Below are 16801 nucleotides of genomic sequence, written 5' to 3' on the forward strand. Positions count from 1 at the left end.
CGCCGCGGCCGACGACGGCCCCGCCCGCGCCCGCCGCCGCACCGCCGGCCGCGGCTCCGGCGGCCGCGTCCGCGGCGTCCTGCTCGGCGCCGGTCAGTCTGAAGAAGCAGAAGCTCGTCAACATGGAGAAACGTCTCGCCGACGAGGGGCACCCGCGTCTGCTGAGCCTCACCAAGCAGGCCGCGGTGAGCCTGGAGAAGCGCGGTCTCGGCGAGCACACCGCCCGCGTGGCACTGTGCCTGGACATCTCCGCGTCGATGCACAAGCTGTTCGAGAGCGGGAAGGTGCAGGCGCTGATCGAGCGCGTCCTGTCGCTCGGGCTGCGGTTCGACGACAACGGCGAGGTCGACGTCTTCCTGTTCGGCGTCGAAGGCCACGAGGCCGGCACGCTCGGCCTCGGCCAGTACCAGGGCTGGGCCGACGTGATCCTGCGCAAGTACCCGCTGGAAGGCGGCACGGACTACGCGAAGGCGATGCAGCTGGTCCGGGAGAGCTATTTCAAGACGTCGGCGCCGCGCCACGGTCCGGTGCCGGACCGGCTGCCGGTGTACGTCATGTTCATCACGGACGGCATGACGTCGTCGCAGGAGGCCACCCGCCAGCAGGTCATGCACTCCAGCTACGAGCCGCTCTTCTGGCAGTTCATGGGCATCGGCCCGTCGCCGAAGGCGGTCGACCTGCAGAAGGCCGACGGCGACGCGGACGCGCCGGGCGCGCCGAAGAAGAAGATGAAGCTGTCCGAGCGCCTGGCGAACAAGCTCGTGGAGAAGCTCGGCGGCGGCTTCGGGTTCCTGGAGGAACTCGACAACATGCCCGGCCGCTACACCGACAACGCGGCGTTCTTCGCGGTCACCGACCCGGCGAACATCTCCGACGAGATGCTGTTCGACCTGATGATGGAGGAGTACCCCGACTGGCTGAACCGGGCGCGGAGCATGGGATTGCTGCGGCCGTGACCGCGCGGGGAGCCGCGGCCCGTGCGTAGAGTGCGAGCGTGAGCGTACCCAACATCATTCTGAACAACGGGGTTTCGATTCCGCAGCTGGGTTTCGGCGTGTGGCAGGTGCCTCCCGCCGAGACCCGGGCGGCGGTGCGGACGGCGCTGGAGGCCGGCTACCGCAGCATCGACACCGCGGCGGCGTACGAGAACGAGAGCGGGGTCGGCGAAGCCCTCGCGGACTCCGGGATCCCGCGCCAGGACCTGTTCGTCACCACGAAACTGTGGAACCGGAACCAGGGCTACGAGACGACGCTGCGCGCGTTCGACGACAGTCTCGCGAAACTGGGCCTGGACTATGTCGACCTGTACCTCATCCACTGGCCGATGCCGGCCGCCGACCGGTACATCGACACGTGGCAGGCGTTCGAAAAGCTGTACGCCGACCGGCGGATCCGGGCCATCGGGGTGTCGAATTTCCAGATTCCGCATCTCGAGCGGCTGTTCGAAAGCTCGGGCGTGGTTCCTGCGGTCGACCAGGTCGAATTGCATCCGTATTTGCAGCAGAGGGAACTCCGGGCGTTCCACGAGGAATTCGGCATCCGCACGGAGGCGTGGAGCCCGCTGGCCAAGGGCGGCGCGCTGCTGACCGACCCGGTGGTGGCGGACATTGCGGCCAAGCACGGGCGCAGCACGGCGCAGGTGGTGCTGCGGTGGCACCTCCAGCTCGGCACCATCGTGATCCCGAAGTCGGTCACTCCGGCGCGGATCCGGGAGAACATCGCGGTGTTCGACTTCGCGCTGGACGAGGCGGACATGGCGGCGATCGCGGGGCTGGACCGGGGGCGGCGGACGGGGCCGGATCCGGAGACGTTCAACCTGGGCTTCGACGGGGCGTGACCGTCGGGGTGTAGCCGACGGGAGTCGGAGTCCGGCACGGCAAACCGGGACATTTCCCGCTTTCCGCTGCGCCGTGTCGCCTGGCCGCGGGAGCGTTGCTGTCCGAGCATGGGTCGGAATGGACAGCAACGACGCGCCCTCCGGCGAGGCATCGGCCGAAACGCGCCTACCCCCGACCTGGCCGTGGGCGTTGTTCCGGTCGCTGGCGACGGTCGTCCTGGTGGTCGTCGCCTATTACGTGCTGCCGGACGAGCTGCACTCCGCATCGGACGGCATCCGGGTGGGCGGGTTCGTCGTGTGCGTGCTCGGCTTGGCCGCGCTGATGGTCTACCTGATCCTGCGGCCGCCGACCGGGGGCGTCCCGGCGCGGGCGGAGGGGCTGCTGATCACGGCGCTCATCTCGGTCGCGTTCTTCGCGACGATGTACTACCGGCTGTCGCAGCAGCCCGGGCAGTTCAGCGGCCTGGTGACCCGGACCGACGGGCTGTACTTCACGCTCGTCACGGCGGCGACGGTCGGCTACGGCGACATCCATCCGTCCGGCCAGGGTGCCCGCATCGCCGTGATGATCAACATCGCGTTCAACCTGGTGTTCCTCGGCGCCGGCGCCTCGGTCGCGATGGACCGGATCAAGCAGCGGAGGCGGGAGCATCCTTAGCCGGCGCGTCGTCGGCCGCCGCGTCCGTGTTGTCCGCCGGCTCCTCCGCTACGGCGGCCTTGCCGCGGCCCCGGAACCACAGCCCCGCGCCGGCCACGGCGAGCATGCCGACAGCGGCGGTGAGGACGACCGGCATCGACAGGCCGTTGCGGACCGACGCACCCGCGGCGACCTGCACCATCGTCGCGGGCAGCAGCCCGATGACGGTGCCGACGGCGAAGTGCTTGGTCCGGATGCCGGTGGCCGCCGAGCCGTAGTTGACGACGAAGCCCGGCATGATCGGCACGAGCCGCAGCAGGATGACGGGGACGACGCCGTGCCGGGTCAGCCGCGCGTCGAGGTCGGCGAGGGCTTGCTTGCGGTGCAGCCAACGGCGCACCCGGGCCCGGCCGAGTCGGCGGCCGACGGCCAGGGCGAGCAGGCTGCCGAGGGTCGCGCCGACCATCGCCACGATGGTGCCGAGGAACGCCCCGAAGAGGGCGCCGGCGGCGGGCGCGAACAGCGTCTTCGGGATGAAGAACGCCACGCCGACGATGCATATCGCGACGAAGAAGAGCATGACGACCGGCGTCGGATAGTGCGTCCAGAAGCCGTGGTCGAGGAAGTCGCGGAGTGTGGTGAGCACGTCGTCGGCGGTGCCGGTGACGGCGCGCCAGGCATCGAGGACGGCATCGGGCATGGCCGGTTCCCCCTGAGGCCGGGCGCGGGCGGGATTCGGTGGCGGTTGGGTCGGGTGACCTGGCGATTGTACGGGCGGGGCGGGGGCTGCCGTGGGGACACCCGCCGACGAAAACCTACCGACCACTAGGTTTTCATGCCACGATACGTCCATGACCACCGCTCGCCACCGCTTCCGCGGCCCCGCAGCAGCCCCGTACGAAGACCCGTCGCTCCCCGTCGCCGAGCGCGTCGAGGACCTCCTCGGCCGCATGACGCTGGAGGAGAAGGCCGGACTGATGTTCCAGACGATCGCGATGATGGGCCCCGACGGCGCCCTCCTCGACGACCCGGAGGACCCGGCGACCTCCGGGATGGGTCCGACGGTGCGTCAGATGGTCGACGACCTGAACATGACGCACTTCAACCTGCTCGGCGGCGCGGCACCCGCGCAGATCGCCGCCTGGCACAACCGGATCCAGGAGATCGCGCTCGGCACGCGCCTCGGCATCCCGATCACGCTCTCCACCGACCCGCGCCACCATTTCACCGACAACCCCGGCACGGCGGCCATGGCCACCGGCTTCTCGCAGTTCCCGGAGACCTGCGGTCTTGCCGCGGTCGGCGACGAGAAGCTCGTCCGCGAGTTCGCCGACCTCGCCCGCCGTGAATACCTCGCGGTCGGCATCCGCCTGGCGCTCCACCCGCAGATCGACCTGGCCACCGAGCCGCGCTGGTCGCGGATCAACGGCACCTTCGGCGAGGACGGCGAGCTGACCGGCCGCATGGTCGCCGCGTACATCCGCGGCTTCCAGGGCGACGAGCTGGGCACCGAGTCGGTCGCCACCATGACCAAGCACTTCCCCGGCGGCGGCCCGCAGAAGGACGGCGAGGACCCGCATTTCCCGAACGGCCGCGAACAGGTCTACCCGGGCGACAACTTCGAGTACCACCTGGCGCCGTTCCGCAAGGCCCTGGAGGCCGGCACGTCGCAGATGATGCCGTACTACGGCATGCCGGTGGACACCGACATGGAGCCCGTCGGCTTCGGCTTCAACAAGGGCGTCGTCACCGGGCTCCTCCGCGAGGAACTCGGCTTCGACGGCATCGTGTGCACCGACTGGGGCCTGATCTGCGACGCGCCGATCATGGGCGAGGTGCACGTGGCGCGCGCGTGGGGCGTCGAGCACCTCGGCGAGTCCGAGCGTGTGCAGAAGGTCATCGAGGCGGGCTGCGACCAGTTCGGCGGCGAGGACGTCCCCGAGCTGGTCGTCGGGCTGGTGCGGGCCGGCAAGGTGGCAGAGGAGCGCATCGACGAATCGGTGCGGCGCCTGCTCCGCGAGAAGTTCGTGCTCGGCCTGTTCGACGAGCCGTTCGTCGACGTCGACGCCACCGCGGCCCTGGTCGGCACGCCGGAGGGCCTCGAGGCCGGCCGGATCGCGCAGAGCCGGTCGATCACCCTCCTGAAGAACGCCGAAACCCCGGCGGGCCCGGTCCTGCCGCTGGCCGAAGGCACCCGCGTCTACGTCGAGGGCGTCGCCGCGGACGTCGCCGACGGGTACGGCACGGTCGTCGCCACGCCGGAGGAGGCGGACGTGGCGATCGTGCGCCTGCGGACGCCGTACGACGAGCGCCCCGGCTTCTTCCAGAGCTTCTTCCACTCCGGCACGCTCGCCTTCGGCGACGCGGAGCTGGCGCGCATCCTCGACCTGTGCGCGAAGGTGCCGACGGTGGTCGACATCTACCTGGAGCGCCCGGCCGTCATCCCGGAGATCGCCGACGGGTCGGCCGCCCTGGTGGCGAACTACGGCGCGGCCGACGGCCCGCTGCTGGACGTGCTGTTCGGGCGCCGGGCGCCGGAGGGCAAGCTGCCGTTCCAGCTGCCGCGGTCGATGGCGGACGTCGAGCGGCAGCGGTCGGACGTGCCGAGCGACGGCCAGGACGCGGTCTTCGAGTTCGGACACGGGTTGTCGTACTGATCCGGATCCGACGCAGGGGACACCCCCGAGGCCCGGCTTCGCCGGTCGGTCCTCGGGGGTGTTCGTCATGGGGCGACTCCGGTTTCCGGGGTCGTCGGCTCTTCCGCCGGCCGGGCACACTTGGGGGGACGCGACCGGAGGGGGACGCTGATGAGCGGGTACAGCCACCACAAAGACGACGTGCTGAAGCGGCTGCGGCGGATCGAGGGGCAGGTACGCGGGCTTCAGCGGATGGTGGACAACGACACGTACTGCATCGACGTGCTGACGCAAGTGTCCGCCGTGACACGGGCGTTGCAGTCGTTCGCGCTCGCACTGCTGGACGAGCACATGGCCTGTTGCGTGGCGGAGGCGATCGCCGCGGGCGGGGAGGACGCGGACGCGAAGGTGCGGGAGGCGTCGGCGGCGATCGCGCGGCTGGTCAAGTCGTAGGGCGGGGCGGTGCCTTCGGCCCGTCAGGCGCCGGCGGGGTTGGTGCCGGTGGCGTTCTGCTTGACGTACCGGCTCCACGGGCGCACCAGGATGGGCCGGGTCCACAGCAGGAAGCCGCCGCCGGGGGGCGATACGACGCCGCCGCGGGCGGGGTTGCCCGCGTACCAGACCTTGGTGCCGTCGTAGGGGCGGAGCCGCCGGGCCCGGCGGGCGGTGGCGACCACGGCCAGCACGTGCTGGGCGCCGTCGCCTGCCGGGTCGATGAGGACGAGCACGGACTGGTTCCCGCCGCCGGGCACGGTCGGCGGCTCGTGGAAGCGGCAGGTGCAGGCGACCCAGGGGCGCCGGGTGAGGACCCGGCGCATGCGAGTGGCCTGCACGTGCGCGACGAGACCGAAGACCACGCAGCAGCCGGAGACGAGGATGAGGAGCAGCGTCCAGGCGGCGGGCAGGTCGGCGTAGCGTTCCACGCCCCACCCGGCGGCGTAGAGCATCGCCCCGACCAGCATCAGCGCGCAGGCGCGGAGCCGGTACCCCCGCAAAGCCCGCCGGGTGGCCGGCTCCGCCAACGCCGATCCCTCAGGCGGCGTCGGCACGAGGGACCTCATGGCATGCCAGCCTAAAGCCTTTCCGGAAGATCGTTCCGGACCGGGCCCCGGAGGGGGGATCGGGGGCGAGGAACGGCGGCCGCGGGACCGGGCCGGGGCCGGGCCGGGACCGGGAAATCGGCTCCGGCCTGCGGGGATTCGGAGCGGGGCGGACGGGGCCGACGGCGGCCGAGCAGGGCGGGGCGGCATCGGCGGGGCGGCGGGACGGCGATCGGGGGGCGGGCCGCGCTCGGCCGACGAGGCGCGTGCGGCAGGCCGCCGGCACCGGGCGATCGGCGGCGGTAGCGGGGCACCCGGACCGACACGTCACGAGGACCCCGCGCCCCGCCGTCGGGCCGCGAGGCGGTGTCGGCCGGTCGACGTGCGGCGACGAGTTCTGCCGGGGCCGGGAGAACCGCGAGGCCGTCCGGATCAGGCCGACGCCGGACAGCCGCGGCCCCTGGCGGCCTTGCCGGGGAGTCCTCTGGGCGACGGATCCGAGGTCTCCCTCGGCACCCCCGACAGGCGCTGCGGCGACAGGACACACGGCGTGGCCTCCTCGCCCCGGGGTGGGGATTCCCCCACACCGGGTCGGCGAGTTTCGGGATACCGGTGGAGTGGGGCGCGTTCGTAGCGTCTTCGGTGTTCGGCCGTAGCGTGCGGCCGACGCGAGCCGGATCGGAGACGACCGTGATCTTCCTCTTCCTGCGCCGCATGGGTCACCGGGCTCGGCTGGTGACCGGTCTCGTGTGCGTGGCCGCCGGGCTGGTGCTGGTGGCTGCTTCGGCCGTGGTCGCGGCCTTGCTGCCGCACGGTGTCGCGTTGGCGGTGATCGGTGCCGGAATCACCGCTTTTGCACTGCGGGGCGAGCGACGCGGGCGGACCGCAGCGGTCGAGGCGAGCCGGGCGGCCGAACCGGCCGCCGCGCCGGAGCCGCCGCTCGTCGGCCGGTCGCGCCTGGAGAGCGGCGGCCGCGGTCCATGCCCCTCACCCCCGTCGCCGCACACCCGCACCCGCACCCGCACCCAAGCCACCGCACCCGCCGCGCCATCATGATCACCACAACCAAGGGGGTGAACCCGTGACCGAGAACCCGCCCGCACCGACGACCCGCAGCCGCCTGCGCCGGTACGCCGCCGTCCCGGCCGGGCTGTACCGCTGCGTCGTCCTCGTCGCGCTGACCGTCCTCGTCCCCGCGGCCGGCGGAGCCGCTGCGTGGGGCGGAGGTGTGCTGGCCTACGGCTGGTCCGACGGCTGGTCCGCCCCCTGGGTCCTCCGAGCGCTCGCCCGCCTCGGCGAGACCCTGCTCGTCGCCGTGTGGGTCCTCTCCGCGGTGCAGACCGTCCACGCCGCCCTCGGCCGCGTCCTCGCCCGCGCCGCGCGGCGCATGGCGCACCGCTGGCTCGGTCTGCGGCTCGACGTCACGTACCGGGGACCCCGGCCGGTGACGCGGATGGCCACCGGGCATTGGTGGGACGGCCACGAGTACCACAAGTCCGAGCGCGAGGCCCGCCGCAAGGCACGCATGAACGCCCGGTTCCACGACCCCCAGTTCCGGTGGGACGGGGTATGGATCCTGGTCGCGGGCGTGACCGTGCTGCCCGTGGCGGCGGCGCCCCCGGCGGCACTCGCCGTCGGCATCGCCCTGCTCGTCACCGCGCACCCGCTCGGCGGCGTCCTCCTCGTGCTCGGCGGCCTCGCCGCGGCGCCGTTCGCGTGGCGCATCCTCGGGCCGATCGCCGCGCGCTTCCTCGGTCCGATCCCGCGCACGCGCCTCGGCCGGCGGGTGGACGAACTCGAGGCCGTCCGCGCCGACATGACCCAGACGCAGGCCGCCGAACTGGAACGCATCGAACGCGGACTGCACGACGGCGCCCAAGCCCGCCTCGTCGCCATGGGCATGTCGGTGCAGATCGCCGAACGCCTCGTCGACGCCGACCCCGAGCGCGCCAAGGCGATCCTGTCCGACGCCCGTGCGTCGTCGGTGGCCGCGCTCGAGGAACTGCGGTCACTCGTCCGCGGGATCAACCCGCCGGTCCTCACCGAACGCGGTCTCGTCGACGCCGTCCGGGCCGTGGCGCTGGACGCGCCGGTGACCGTCACCGTCGGCAGTTCCGTACCGTCCCGTCCCGAACGCCCGGTCGAGTCGGCGCTCTACTTCGCCGTCGCGGAACTCCTCGCCAACACGGCCAAACACGCCCGCGCGACCCGTGCCACCGTCGAACTGGTCTACGCGGAAGGCGTCCTCACCGCGACGGTGACCGACGACGGCGCGGGCGGGGCCGATGCCTCGGCAGGCTCCGGGCTGCGCGGGATCGAACGCCGAATGGCCGCCTTCGACGGCCTCCTCACCGTCGACAGCCCGGTCGGCGGTCCGACGCGAGTGACTGTGGCGGTGCCATGCGTGTTGTCGTAGCCGAAGACCTGTTCCTGCTCCGGGACGGCCTGGTCCGCCTGCTCGAAGCCTTCGGCCACACGGTGGTCGCGGCCGTCGACACCGGGCCCGCGGCGCTCGACGCCATGCTGGCCGAACGCCCGGACGTGGCCGTGGTCGACGTCCGGCTGCCCCCGACGTTCTCCGACGAGGGCTTGCGCGCCGCGCTCGCCGCCCGCCGCGAAGTCCCCGCGATGCCGATCCTGATCCTGTCGCAGCATGTCGAGCAGTTGTACGCACGCGAGTTGCTCGCCGACGGCCAAGGCGGCATCGGCTACCAGCTCAAGGACCGGGTGCTCGATGCCGACCAGTTCATGGACGCCTTGGAACGGGTCGCACACGGCGGCACGGCCCTCGACCCGGCCGTGGTCGCCAAGCTCCTCGGCGGCCCGATGCGCGCAGACCCGCTGGCAGCACTCACCGAACGGGAGCGCTCGGTCTTGGCGTTGTTGGCCGAAGGGCTGTCGAACGGCGCCATCGCGAGCCGCCTGGTGCTGAGCGAGGGCGCGATCAGCAAGTACTCGACAACGCTCTTCACCAAGCTGGGCTTGGCGGAAGCGGGCGAGGACACGAACCGCCGGGTACGGGCCGTCCTCACCTATTTGGGCGCCGACGCCTGACGCCGCTGCGCCCCGGGCCCGGCGCCCGCCACACCCCGCCGGGTCGCCGCCGCCCACGCGGCCGGCGGCAGGAACAGCCGCTCGTCGACGCTGCCGTTCCACTCGACGTCGACGCCGTGGCGGGCGAGCGCCTCACGTGCCAGCACACCGATCTCGACACTGGCGGCGTCGTGGTCGGCACGGCTGCGCCCGGACCGCTTGAACGCCCCGTAGGTGAGGTACAGCCCTTCGCCACGCCGCGCCCGGGCCAAGTCCTGCGCGTGGTAGAAGACCGCACCGCGGACCGGGTCCTCGTCGGATTCACCATCCCCGTACGCGAGTTCCTCGTCCTCGAGTTCGTCGGACAGCGTCTCGGCCCGTTGCTCGGCCTCGTCCCATCCGTCCGACTGCGTGACTCCGGCATTCCGCAAGGCGACGACCCCCGCCCGCATCAGCTCGCCGAACGCCCGATCGATCGCATCGCCCCTGCCGTCGGTCACCATGAGCCGGAACCCTGGCCCCGCCGCCCGACGCCGACGGCGTCATCGCCGGATCGAGCGCGCGGCCGGACCGGACTCCTCTCCGGAGTCGCCTGGTGCTCCCCGACGAGGAGGCCGGCATCGATGGGGACCTCGCGGATGGCAGTGGCAGCGGCATCCACGGGCTTCGCCAACGTGCCGGCCGAGTTCCGATGCCCACGGACTGCCGGTTCGAGCCGGGCGCAGGCCGGGACGAGATCAGCCCGCTGTTCGAGGCGCTGAAGGGCGCGTGGCAGCACAGCGGGGCGACGTCCACTGCTGTCCGCGTGTCGACGGGGCCGCTGCGAGTTCGCGGCCCGCAAGGTCTGCGCCGCGCCCGGCATAGTCCGGTCGGCGCAACGCTCCGAGCGCTCAGCGGACCGAACCAACCGCGTTGTCCCACGGCTTCGCTAGTCTCCCGCTCCATTCAAGGCCATGCACGGCCATGCACGGCCATGCACGGCAGGCGACGGAGGCAAGGCGGGCGTATGGAGATCTGGACCGACGGAACGACCATCGTGCAGGCCTGCGACACCGCCGGCGAGATCCGCGTGTTCCGGTCCGGCGCCCGCGTCGGCAGGACCGCTCCGGAACGCCCGCTCCCGTGGAAGACCCCGCTCGCCGTCGACCCGGGGGCCGACCGCATCTGGGCCGGCCGCCACGCGGACGCGTACCGGTTCGCCGACGCGTCCCCGTTGGAGACCGGCGGCGACGTGGTCCTCCGTCTTGCCGCGCTCGGCGACGGGCGGCTCGCCGCCGTCCTGCCGCCGCGTGCGGGCAGCGAGGCGTGCCGTCTGGCGGTCGGCCTGCCGGGGGCGTGGGAGCGCGAGGTGGTCCTGGCCGACCTGCACGACGTCCGCGACCCCGACGTCGGCATGGCGATGACCGACGACCGGCCCGTGTCCCGGGAGGTCGGCGGCGACCCGACACTCACCGCCACCGCACACGGCATCGTCGTCGCGGACGGGCAGCGCGGGGTCGTCGCGCACTTCGGCACCGGCCTCGACCTGCTCGGCCTTTGGTACGCGGGCGGCGTCGACGAAACCGAACTCCTCGGCTACGCGACCGCGCACGGCGTCCTCGCCACCGCCCGCTGGGCCGCCCGCGACACGCTGGTCTTCCGACTCACCCCGGACGGACCGCGGAAGCTCGTCGCCGAGTACGGGGCGGTGGCGATGCCCGCGGACGACGACCGCATCTGGGTCGTCGGCAACTTCGACGTCCGCCTCCTCGATGCGGATGGCACGGCGATCGCCAAGGCGACCGGCCCGCGCGGCCTCGTCCAAGCCGCCCACGCCGCCGGCACGCACTGCGCCATCGGGACGACGACAACGGTGACGACGCTCGTCGCGGCCGGGGGCGGCATCACCACGACCGCCACGCCCGTGGAGGAACTCACCGACGTCTTCGCTGTGTTCCCGTCCGAGCCCGCCGAGACCACCCGGCTGAGCGCAGCCGTCTCGCAGCACAACCACCGCCACGGCTACTCGTCCCACGAAGGCCCGACCGGCACCCACCACATCGTCGTCCCCCAGGTACGTCCGGGCCGGGACGCCGACGTCGCGAACGCCTTGCACGCGGCCGGCGCGATCGTCGTCGAGACGCACCCGCACCACGACGACGCCCCCCGACGCCCCTGCTGCGAGGGACCGTTGGCGCTCTGAACCGCGCCCCGGCGGTCAGCGCCGCCGGTTCTCCTTGCGCCGGACGAACTTCAGTCCGGACCAGTCCTCCCCCACCGCCGCCACCTTCACGTCGACGAGGCCGGTGAGGAGGAACAGGTCGCGCAGGTCGTTCTCGGTGATGTCGCTGACGTGCCCGGCGGCCTTGCGGGGCCACAGGATCCACAGCGCGGCGGTGTCGCGGAGCGCCGCGGCGAGCACCGTCGCCTCGTCGGCGAGCACGGCCTTCTCCCGGAAGAACGCCAAGGCCACGTCCGCCTCGCCGACGGCGTCGCGGACGGTCTGGACGCCGTCGGGGATGTCCGGCAGCAGCCAGCCGCGGGGCACGTGCCGCAGGACCAGCGTGTGCCCGGGTTTGAGACCGAGCTTCTTGGCGAGCTGAGTACCGGAGTAACCGGCGGCCATGGGTGGTCCTTTGCGCGGCGCGGCGGGCGAACGGGGCGAGCGGACGAGGTGGGCGGACGAGGCGGGAGCCGGGCGTCGATCGCTCGCCGCCCGCTGCGAGATCCCTGCTTCCTTCGCGGCCCGGCCGAGCGACCCGAGGCGGCCGCCGGGGAGCGGCAATACCCCGGCAGGCGGATCGGGCATGCCGAAGCAGAGCCGCACGGAGCCACTCTAAGCGCGGATGGGTCGAAACCGGGCGGACCCGGGCGCGTCACCCCCCGCCGCGGCCCGCCGCCTCCCGCAGCTCCGTCTTCTGCACCTTGCCCGTCGCGTTGCGCGGCAGGGCGTCCACCACGACGAAGCTCCGCGGCACCTTGAAATTCGCCATCCGCTCGCGGCACCACGCGTCGATCTCCGCCGGGTCGGGCACGGCCGCGCCCGGCTTCGGGATCAGGTACGCCTGGCCCACCTCGCCGAGCCGCCCGTCCGGCACCCCGATCACCGCGGCCTCCGACACCGCCGGATGCCGGGTCAGCACCTGCTCGACCTCGGCCGGGGAGACGTTGAACCCGCCGACGATGAACATGTCCTTGAGCCGGTCGGTGATCGCCAGGTTGCCGCGGATGTCGAGCGTGCCGATGTCGCCGGTGTGCAGCCAGCCGTCCGGGTCGACGGCCTGCGCGGTGGACGCCGGGTCGTCCAGGTAGCCCTCGGTCACGTTGTAGCCGCGGACCCACACCTCGCCCGGCTCGCCGGTCGGCAGGTCGCTGCCGTCCGGGCCGACGATGCGGACCTCGACGGACGGCAGCGCGCTGCCGTTGGTCGTCGCCACGGTCGCCGCGTCGTCGTCCTCCCGGCACATCGTCGCGGTGCCGTGGCATTCGGTGAGGCCGTAGGCGGTGATGAACCGCTCGAACGGCAGTTCGGCCCGGCAGCGTTCGACGAGTCGGACGGGCACCACCGCGGCCCCGGTCGCGGCCAGTCGCAGCGACGACAGGTCGTACGCGTCGCGGTCCGGGTGGTCGAGCAGCGACGCGAAGATCGTCGGCGCGCCGATCAGCACGCTCACCTTGAGCCGGTCGACCAGTTCCAGCACCTTCCCCGGGTCGAACACGGCGAGCGGCAGGATCGTCGCGCCGCGCGTCAGGCACGACAGCACCGCCGACTGGCCGCCCGTGTGGAAGAACGGCAGCGGGACGAGGTAGCGGTCGCCTTCACGGATGCCCCAGATGCCGCTGTACGCCGCGTACAACCGCACCAGGGCCCGGTGGTTGAGCAGAACGCCCTTGGGAGTGCCGGTGGTCCCCGAGGTGAAGATGATGTGCGAGTGGTCGTTCGGCCGGATCGAGTCCATCGTCGCGAGGGCGTAGTCCTCGGTCAGGGCGTCCGCCCCGGACACGAAGTCGTCCCAGGAAGCGGAGCCGGGGCCGAGGTCGACGGTGAGGCGGAGGTCGGGCAGCGGCTCTTCCTCGGCGGCGCGGGCCAGGGCCCCGAGGTAGTCGTAGCCGAGGAAGCCGTCGTCCGCGAACACCGCGACGGCGCGCGATCGGCGCAGCAGGTCCGCGGCCTCGCCGCCGCGGTAGCGGGTGTTGATCGGGACGACGGTCGCGCCCGCCGTCACCGCCCCGAGTGATGCGACGAGCCAGCGGGCCGAGTTCGGCGCCCAGATGCCGACCCGGTCGCCCGGCACGATGCCGTGCGCGCCGGCGGCGCGGGCGAACTCCAGGACCTCGTCGGCCAGCCGGCGGAACGACAGGACCGTTTCTCCGTCCACCACCGCCTCGGCGTCGCCGTAACGGTCGCCGGCCGCGCGGACGAGATGTGCGACGGTCTGTCTCACGGAGCAGTCCCTCCCGGAGTGGGGGCGTCGGGCGCGTCCCGGGCGAGGGCGGCGAGTTCCGCGGTGCGCACCTTGCCCGCCTCGGTCCGCGGGAGCGCCTCCACCGTGGCATAGCGCACCGGAACCTTGAAGGGGGCGAGGTGTTCCCGGCACCAGGCATCCAGCACAACCGCGTCGATTCCGCCCGGGGTACGCGGCACCACGACCGCCCACGGCACCTCGCCGAGGCGCGGATCCGGTACGCCGACCACCGCGGCCTCGGCGACCCCGGGCGCGGCTCCGAGGACCTCGGCGACCTCGGCCGGGAACACCTTGAGGCCACCGCGATTGATCATGTCCGACGCGCGGCCGTCGATCCACAGGAAGCCCTCGGCGTCGACGCGCCCGATGTCGCCGGTGCGGAACCAGCCGTCGGGGTCGAGGCGGTCGGCGAGTCCGGAGCCGTTCGCGTAGCCGTCGGCGATTGCGGGGGTGCGGACCCACAGTTCGCCGGAGGCGCCGCGGGGCAGGTCGGTGCCGTCGTCGTCCCGGATGGCGAGCGCCACGCCGTCGTGCGGGCGGCCGACGGCGCCGAGCTTGGCCTCGCCGTGCGCGCGTGCGTCGGCGGCGTTCCAGCCGACGATCTCGCCGCCGATCTCGGTCTGGCCGTAGCAGTTGAGCACGGTGATGCCGAACCGGTCGCGGAACCGGCGGGCCTGGAACGGGGACAGCGGGGCGGTGATGCTGCGGATGTAGGCGAGCGGGGCCAGGTCGGCGACGGCCGCGTCGTCGGTGAGCATCACCATCGCGGCGGGCGGCAGAACGACGGACCGGATCTTGAACCGGCGCACGTACCCGGCGAACCGCCGCGTGTCGAACCGCTCCATGAGCACCACCGGCGCCCCGACCCGGAACGCGAAGAGGACGTTGTAGATGCCGGCCCAGAGGGACAACGAGGTCGGGATCAGATTCGGCATCGGATCGGCCCGGGGCTTGCGGCCGGCCCCGACGAGCTTGGCGAGCACGGGTTCGAGCAGCGCGGAGATCCCGGAGTGGCGGAGGAGGACGGGTTTGGGCGGGCCGGTGGTCCCGGAGGTGAACTGGATGAGGGCGGTATCGGGGGTGTGGGCGGAGTGGGGTGGGGCGGCGGTGTCCGGGGACCGCGTGGAATCCGCCGCACGCGCCGACCACGCGTACGAGCCGCCGCGCCCGCACGCCTCGATCACCTGCCGCCCCGGAAACCGCTCCGTCCCCGCACCGCCCGCGACGATCGCCGCCGGACGCACCTCGCCGAGCACGTGCGCCAGCTCGCGGTCGGTCAACCGCGGGTTCAGCGGGACGTACACGGCCTCGGCGAACCACACGCCGAACAGTGCCGCGACCGTGTCCGCCCCGTCGGCGGACATGACCGCGACGGCTTGGCCCGGGCGCACCCCGACGGCCCGCAGACGGTCGGCGAGCGCGAGGGCCCCGACGCGCAGTTCGGCCCGCGTGACCTCACGGGCCTCGGAGTGGATCGCGACGGTGCCGGTATCTCCGGGACGGGGGTCGAGGAGCGCCGTGAGCCGGAGTTGGGAGGAGTCAACGCTCATGAGGGCTCCCCGGCGGCGCGGCTCCCGTCGGGCGGTGCGGAGTCGGCGGCGGCGGATCGGGGTGCGCTTGCGCCGCCCGCGGCCGCTGCCCCTTCCGGTGCCACCCATCGCGGCTCGCGCTTCTCGGCGAACGCCCTCGGCCCCTCCTCCTGGTCCGGATGCCCCCACATCGAGACCAGTTCCTTCGCGCCCGCCTTGCAGGCGTCGGTGAGGCCCATCTCCAACGCGCCCCACAGCGCGCGCTTCGTCGCGGCCATCGCGGCCGGCGAGTTGCGGGCGATCTTCTCCGCCAGCTCCTGCGCCACCTCGCGCAGCCGCTCCGGCGGGTCGACGACCTCGCCGACCATGCCCAGCTCGTACGCCCGCTGCGCGGTCATCCGCTCGTGCCGGCCCGTCAGCGCCATCCGCATCACAGCCTCGAACGGCATCTTCCGCAGCAGCCCGATCGCCTCGATGGCGACCACCTGCCCCACCGACACATGCGGGTCGAAGAACTGCGCGTCGGACGCCGCCAGCACGATGTCCGCGTCCGCCACCCAATGGAACGCCCCGCCCGCGCACAACCCGTTCACCGCGGTGATCACCGGCTTTGCGACACCCTGGTGCCACGCCGTGAAGTGGACGTCGAAGTCCTCCATCGACTGCCGGTACCGCTCCATTCCCACGCCGTCGCCCGCGATCTCCGCGACGTCCACCCCGGTCTGGAAGGCACGGCCCTCCCCCGTGTGCACGATGACCCGCACCTCGGGGTCGGCGTCCAACGCTTTCCACGCCACCGCGAACTCGTCGCGCATCGCGCTGTTCATCGCGTTCAGCCGGTCCGGCCGGTTGTTGATCAGCCACCCCACGGGGCCCCGCCGTTCCAGCTTCAGATACGCCAACTCGGGGTAGGTCACGGGCTCGTCCTTCCGACGCCGGGGCTTTCCAAGGCCTGCCACAAGGCGCGTTTGACCGCGGCCAGGTGCTCGGGGGGATTGCGGGCGATCGTCGCCGCGAGCGCGCGGGCCGCCTCGCGGAGCCGGTCCGGCGGGTCGACGACCTCGCCGACCATGCCCAGTTCGCGGGCCCGGGCCGCGGAGATCCGCTCGTGCCGCCCGGTCAGCACCATCCGCATCACCGGCTCGAACGGCATCCGCCGCGCCAGCGTGATCGCTTCGGAGGCCGACACCTGCCCCACGGTGACGTGCGGGTCGAGGAACACCGCGTCCGACGCCGCCAGCACCACGTCCGCGTCCGCGACGAAGTGCAGTCCGCCGCCCGCGCACACCCCGTTGACCGCGGCGATCACCGGCTTGGCGACCCGGTTGTGGTGCGCGGTCAGCCGCAGTTCGGAGCGCTTGGTCCGCCGCGACTGCTCGCGCAACGCCTGCGGTTCCCGGGCGAGTTGCCGCACGTCGAGCCCGGTCTGGAAGGACCGTCCCGAGCCGGTGTTGACGATGACCCGCACGTCCGGGTCCGCGTCCAACTCCTGCCAAGCCCGCTCGAGTTCGGCGAGCATCACGGCGTCCATCGCGTTGCCGTGCGTCGGCCGGTCGAAGATCAGCCAGCCGACCGGGCCCTCGCGCTCCACGATCAGCGTCTCGAACCCCCGGGGCGAGCCCGTCGCAACAGCGGTCATGGCGG

17 protein-coding genes are annotated in these 16801 nt (G+C 72.8%); 9 read left to right on the forward strand and 8 right to left on the reverse strand.

Translation table 11 applies throughout. The features are described from left to right. Nucleotides 1–122: 122 nt before the first annotated feature. The 3 genes from ABEA93_RS21130 to ABEA93_RS21140 all read left to right on the forward strand — a co-directional run bounded on the left by ABEA93_RS21130 (nucleotide 123) and on the right by ABEA93_RS21140 (nucleotide 2495). Nucleotides 123–956 carry a VWA domain-containing protein gene (locus ABEA93_RS21130; RefSeq protein WP_345677220.1) on the forward strand — a complete coding sequence of 278 codons (834 nt, stop codon included), beginning with the start codon at nucleotides 123–125 and terminating at the stop codon, nucleotides 954–956. A gap of 38 nt (nucleotides 957–994) precedes the next feature. Then, complete coding sequence (locus tag ABEA93_RS21135; protein ID WP_345677221.1) at nucleotides 995–1837, forward strand: aldo/keto reductase; 843 nt, start codon at nucleotides 995–997, stop codon at nucleotides 1835–1837. Between the two features lie 118 nt (nucleotides 1838–1955). After that, nucleotides 1956–2495, forward strand: coding sequence for a potassium channel family protein (locus ABEA93_RS21140; protein WP_345677222.1), 540 nt, complete (start codon nucleotides 1956–1958; stop codon nucleotides 2493–2495). Here the strand turns inward: ABEA93_RS21140 and ABEA93_RS21145 are convergent. Continuing rightward, entirely contained in the window at nucleotides 2467–3174 is a 708-nt protein-coding gene (locus ABEA93_RS21145; protein WP_345677224.1) for a TVP38/TMEM64 family protein, read from the reverse strand. The two genes, ABEA93_RS21140 and ABEA93_RS21145, sit on opposite strands and share 29 nt — an antisense overlap. A 151-nt stretch (nucleotides 3175–3325) precedes the next feature. On the opposite strand from ABEA93_RS21145, the gene ABEA93_RS21150 reads away from it, so the two are divergent. Next, complete coding sequence (locus ABEA93_RS21150) at nucleotides 3326–5131, forward strand: glycoside hydrolase family 3 protein (protein ID WP_345677225.1); 1806 nt, start codon at nucleotides 3326–3328, stop codon at nucleotides 5129–5131. Nucleotides 5132–5251: 120 nt separating this feature from the next. Next, nucleotides 5252–5563 carry a metal-sensitive transcriptional regulator gene (locus ABEA93_RS21155; protein WP_425585034.1) on the forward strand — a complete coding sequence of 104 codons (312 nt, stop codon included), beginning with the start codon at nucleotides 5252–5254 and terminating at the stop codon, nucleotides 5561–5563. 23 nt (nucleotides 5564–5586) lie between these two features. On the opposite strand, the gene ABEA93_RS21160 is transcribed toward ABEA93_RS21155, so the two are convergent. Beyond that, nucleotides 5587–6171: a hypothetical protein gene (locus tag ABEA93_RS21160; protein WP_345677227.1), complete on the reverse strand. Its 585-nt coding sequence runs from the start codon at nucleotides 6169–6171 to the stop codon at nucleotides 5587–5589. Between the two features lie 669 nt (nucleotides 6172–6840). Between ABEA93_RS21160 and ABEA93_RS21165 the strand changes: the two genes are divergently transcribed. From ABEA93_RS21165 to ABEA93_RS21175, 3 genes are read left to right on the forward strand one after another with little or no spacing between them, the layout of a single operon-like run. Continuing rightward, the gene (locus tag ABEA93_RS21165; RefSeq protein ID WP_345677228.1) at nucleotides 6841–7206 is read left to right on the forward strand and encodes a hypothetical protein; all 366 of its coding nucleotides are present in this window, start codon (nucleotides 6841–6843) and stop codon (nucleotides 7204–7206) included. A gap of 25 nt (nucleotides 7207–7231) precedes the next feature. Next, nucleotides 7232–8566 (forward strand): sensor histidine kinase, encoded by a 1335-nt coding sequence (locus tag ABEA93_RS21170; protein ID WP_345677229.1) that lies wholly within the window; start codon nucleotides 7232–7234, stop codon nucleotides 8564–8566. Beyond that, nucleotides 8551–9204: a LuxR C-terminal-related transcriptional regulator gene (locus ABEA93_RS21175; protein WP_345677230.1), complete on the forward strand. Its 654-nt coding sequence runs from the start codon at nucleotides 8551–8553 to the stop codon at nucleotides 9202–9204. The genes ABEA93_RS21170 and ABEA93_RS21175 overlap by 16 nt, the downstream gene beginning before the upstream one ends. Here ABEA93_RS21175 and ABEA93_RS21180 read toward each other — a convergent pair. Continuing rightward, on the reverse strand, nucleotides 9183–9686 hold the full coding sequence (locus tag ABEA93_RS21180; RefSeq protein ID WP_345677231.1) for a DUF6891 domain-containing protein: 504 nt from the start codon (nucleotides 9684–9686) through the stop codon (nucleotides 9183–9185). The genes ABEA93_RS21175 and ABEA93_RS21180 overlap by 22 nt on opposite strands. 503 nt (nucleotides 9687–10189) lie before the next feature. Here ABEA93_RS21180 and ABEA93_RS21185 point away from each other — a divergent pair. Continuing rightward, nucleotides 10190–11365 carry a hypothetical protein gene (locus ABEA93_RS21185; RefSeq protein WP_345677232.1) on the forward strand — a complete coding sequence of 392 codons (1176 nt, stop codon included), beginning with the start codon at nucleotides 10190–10192 and terminating at the stop codon, nucleotides 11363–11365. Nucleotides 11366–11380: 15 nt separating this feature from the next. On the opposite strand, the gene ABEA93_RS21190 is transcribed toward ABEA93_RS21185, so the two are convergent. From ABEA93_RS21190 to ABEA93_RS21210, 5 genes are all read right to left on the reverse strand, one after another. Then, nucleotides 11381–11788, reverse strand: coding sequence for a DUF3052 family protein (locus ABEA93_RS21190; RefSeq protein WP_345677233.1), 408 nt, complete (start codon nucleotides 11786–11788; stop codon nucleotides 11381–11383). Nucleotides 11789–12038: 250 nt separating this feature from the next. Then, nucleotides 12039–13607, reverse strand: coding sequence for a FadD3 family acyl-CoA ligase (locus ABEA93_RS21195; protein WP_345677234.1), 1569 nt, complete (start codon nucleotides 13605–13607; stop codon nucleotides 12039–12041). Then, nucleotides 13604–15178 carry a class I adenylate-forming enzyme family protein gene (locus ABEA93_RS21200; protein ID WP_345677235.1) on the reverse strand — a complete coding sequence of 525 codons (1575 nt, stop codon included), beginning with the start codon at nucleotides 15176–15178 and terminating at the stop codon, nucleotides 13604–13606. Before ABEA93_RS21200 ends, ABEA93_RS21195 begins: the two co-directional genes overlap by 4 nt. After that, nucleotides 15175–16074 (reverse strand): enoyl-CoA hydratase/isomerase family protein, encoded by a 900-nt coding sequence (locus ABEA93_RS21205; protein WP_345677236.1) that lies wholly within the window; start codon nucleotides 16072–16074, stop codon nucleotides 15175–15177. Before ABEA93_RS21205 ends, ABEA93_RS21200 begins: the two co-directional genes overlap by 4 nt. Beyond that, on the reverse strand, nucleotides 16071–16796 hold the full coding sequence (locus ABEA93_RS21210) for an enoyl-CoA hydratase/isomerase family protein (protein ID WP_345677237.1): 726 nt from the start codon (nucleotides 16794–16796) through the stop codon (nucleotides 16071–16073). Before ABEA93_RS21210 ends, ABEA93_RS21205 begins: the two co-directional genes overlap by 4 nt. Nucleotides 16797–16801 lie beyond the last annotated feature (5 nt).

The sequence above is a fragment of the Yinghuangia aomiensis genome (assembly GCF_039542225.1).
Classification (GTDB): Bacteria; Actinomycetota; Actinomycetes; order Streptomycetales; family Streptomycetaceae; genus Yinghuangia; species Yinghuangia aomiensis.

Coding starts and splice junctions, on each gene's coding strand:
- ABEA93_RS21130 (WP_345677220.1), top strand. CDS start 123: ATGGAGAAACGTCTCGCCGACGAGGGGCACCCGCGTCTGCTGAGCCTC.
- ABEA93_RS21190 (WP_345677233.1), bottom strand. CDS start 11,788: ATGGCCGCCGGTTACTCCGGTACTCAGCTCGCCAAGAAGCTCGGTCTC.
- ABEA93_RS21180 (WP_345677231.1), bottom strand. CDS start 9,686: ATGGTGACCGACGGCAGGGGCGATGCGATCGATCGGGCGTTCGGCGAG.
- ABEA93_RS21210 (WP_345677237.1), bottom strand. CDS start 16,796: ATGACCGCTGTTGCGACGGGCTCGCCCCGGGGGTTCGAGACGCTGATC.
- ABEA93_RS21175 (WP_345677230.1), top strand. CDS start 8,551: ATGCGTGTTGTCGTAGCCGAAGACCTGTTCCTGCTCCGGGACGGCCTG.
- ABEA93_RS21160 (WP_345677227.1), bottom strand. CDS start 6,171: ATGAGGTCCCTCGTGCCGACGCCGCCTGAGGGATCGGCGTTGGCGGAG.
- ABEA93_RS21200 (WP_345677235.1), bottom strand. CDS start 15,178: ATGAGCGTTGACTCCTCCCAACTCCGGCTCACGGCGCTCCTCGACCCC.
- ABEA93_RS21150 (WP_345677225.1), top strand. CDS start 3,326: ATGACCACCGCTCGCCACCGCTTCCGCGGCCCCGCAGCAGCCCCGTAC.
- ABEA93_RS21140 (WP_345677222.1), top strand. CDS start 1,956: ATGGACAGCAACGACGCGCCCTCCGGCGAGGCATCGGCCGAAACGCGC.
- ABEA93_RS21145 (WP_345677224.1), bottom strand. CDS start 3,174: ATGCCCGATGCCGTCCTCGATGCCTGGCGCGCCGTCACCGGCACCGCC.
- ABEA93_RS21185 (WP_345677232.1), top strand. CDS start 10,190: ATGGAGATCTGGACCGACGGAACGACCATCGTGCAGGCCTGCGACACC.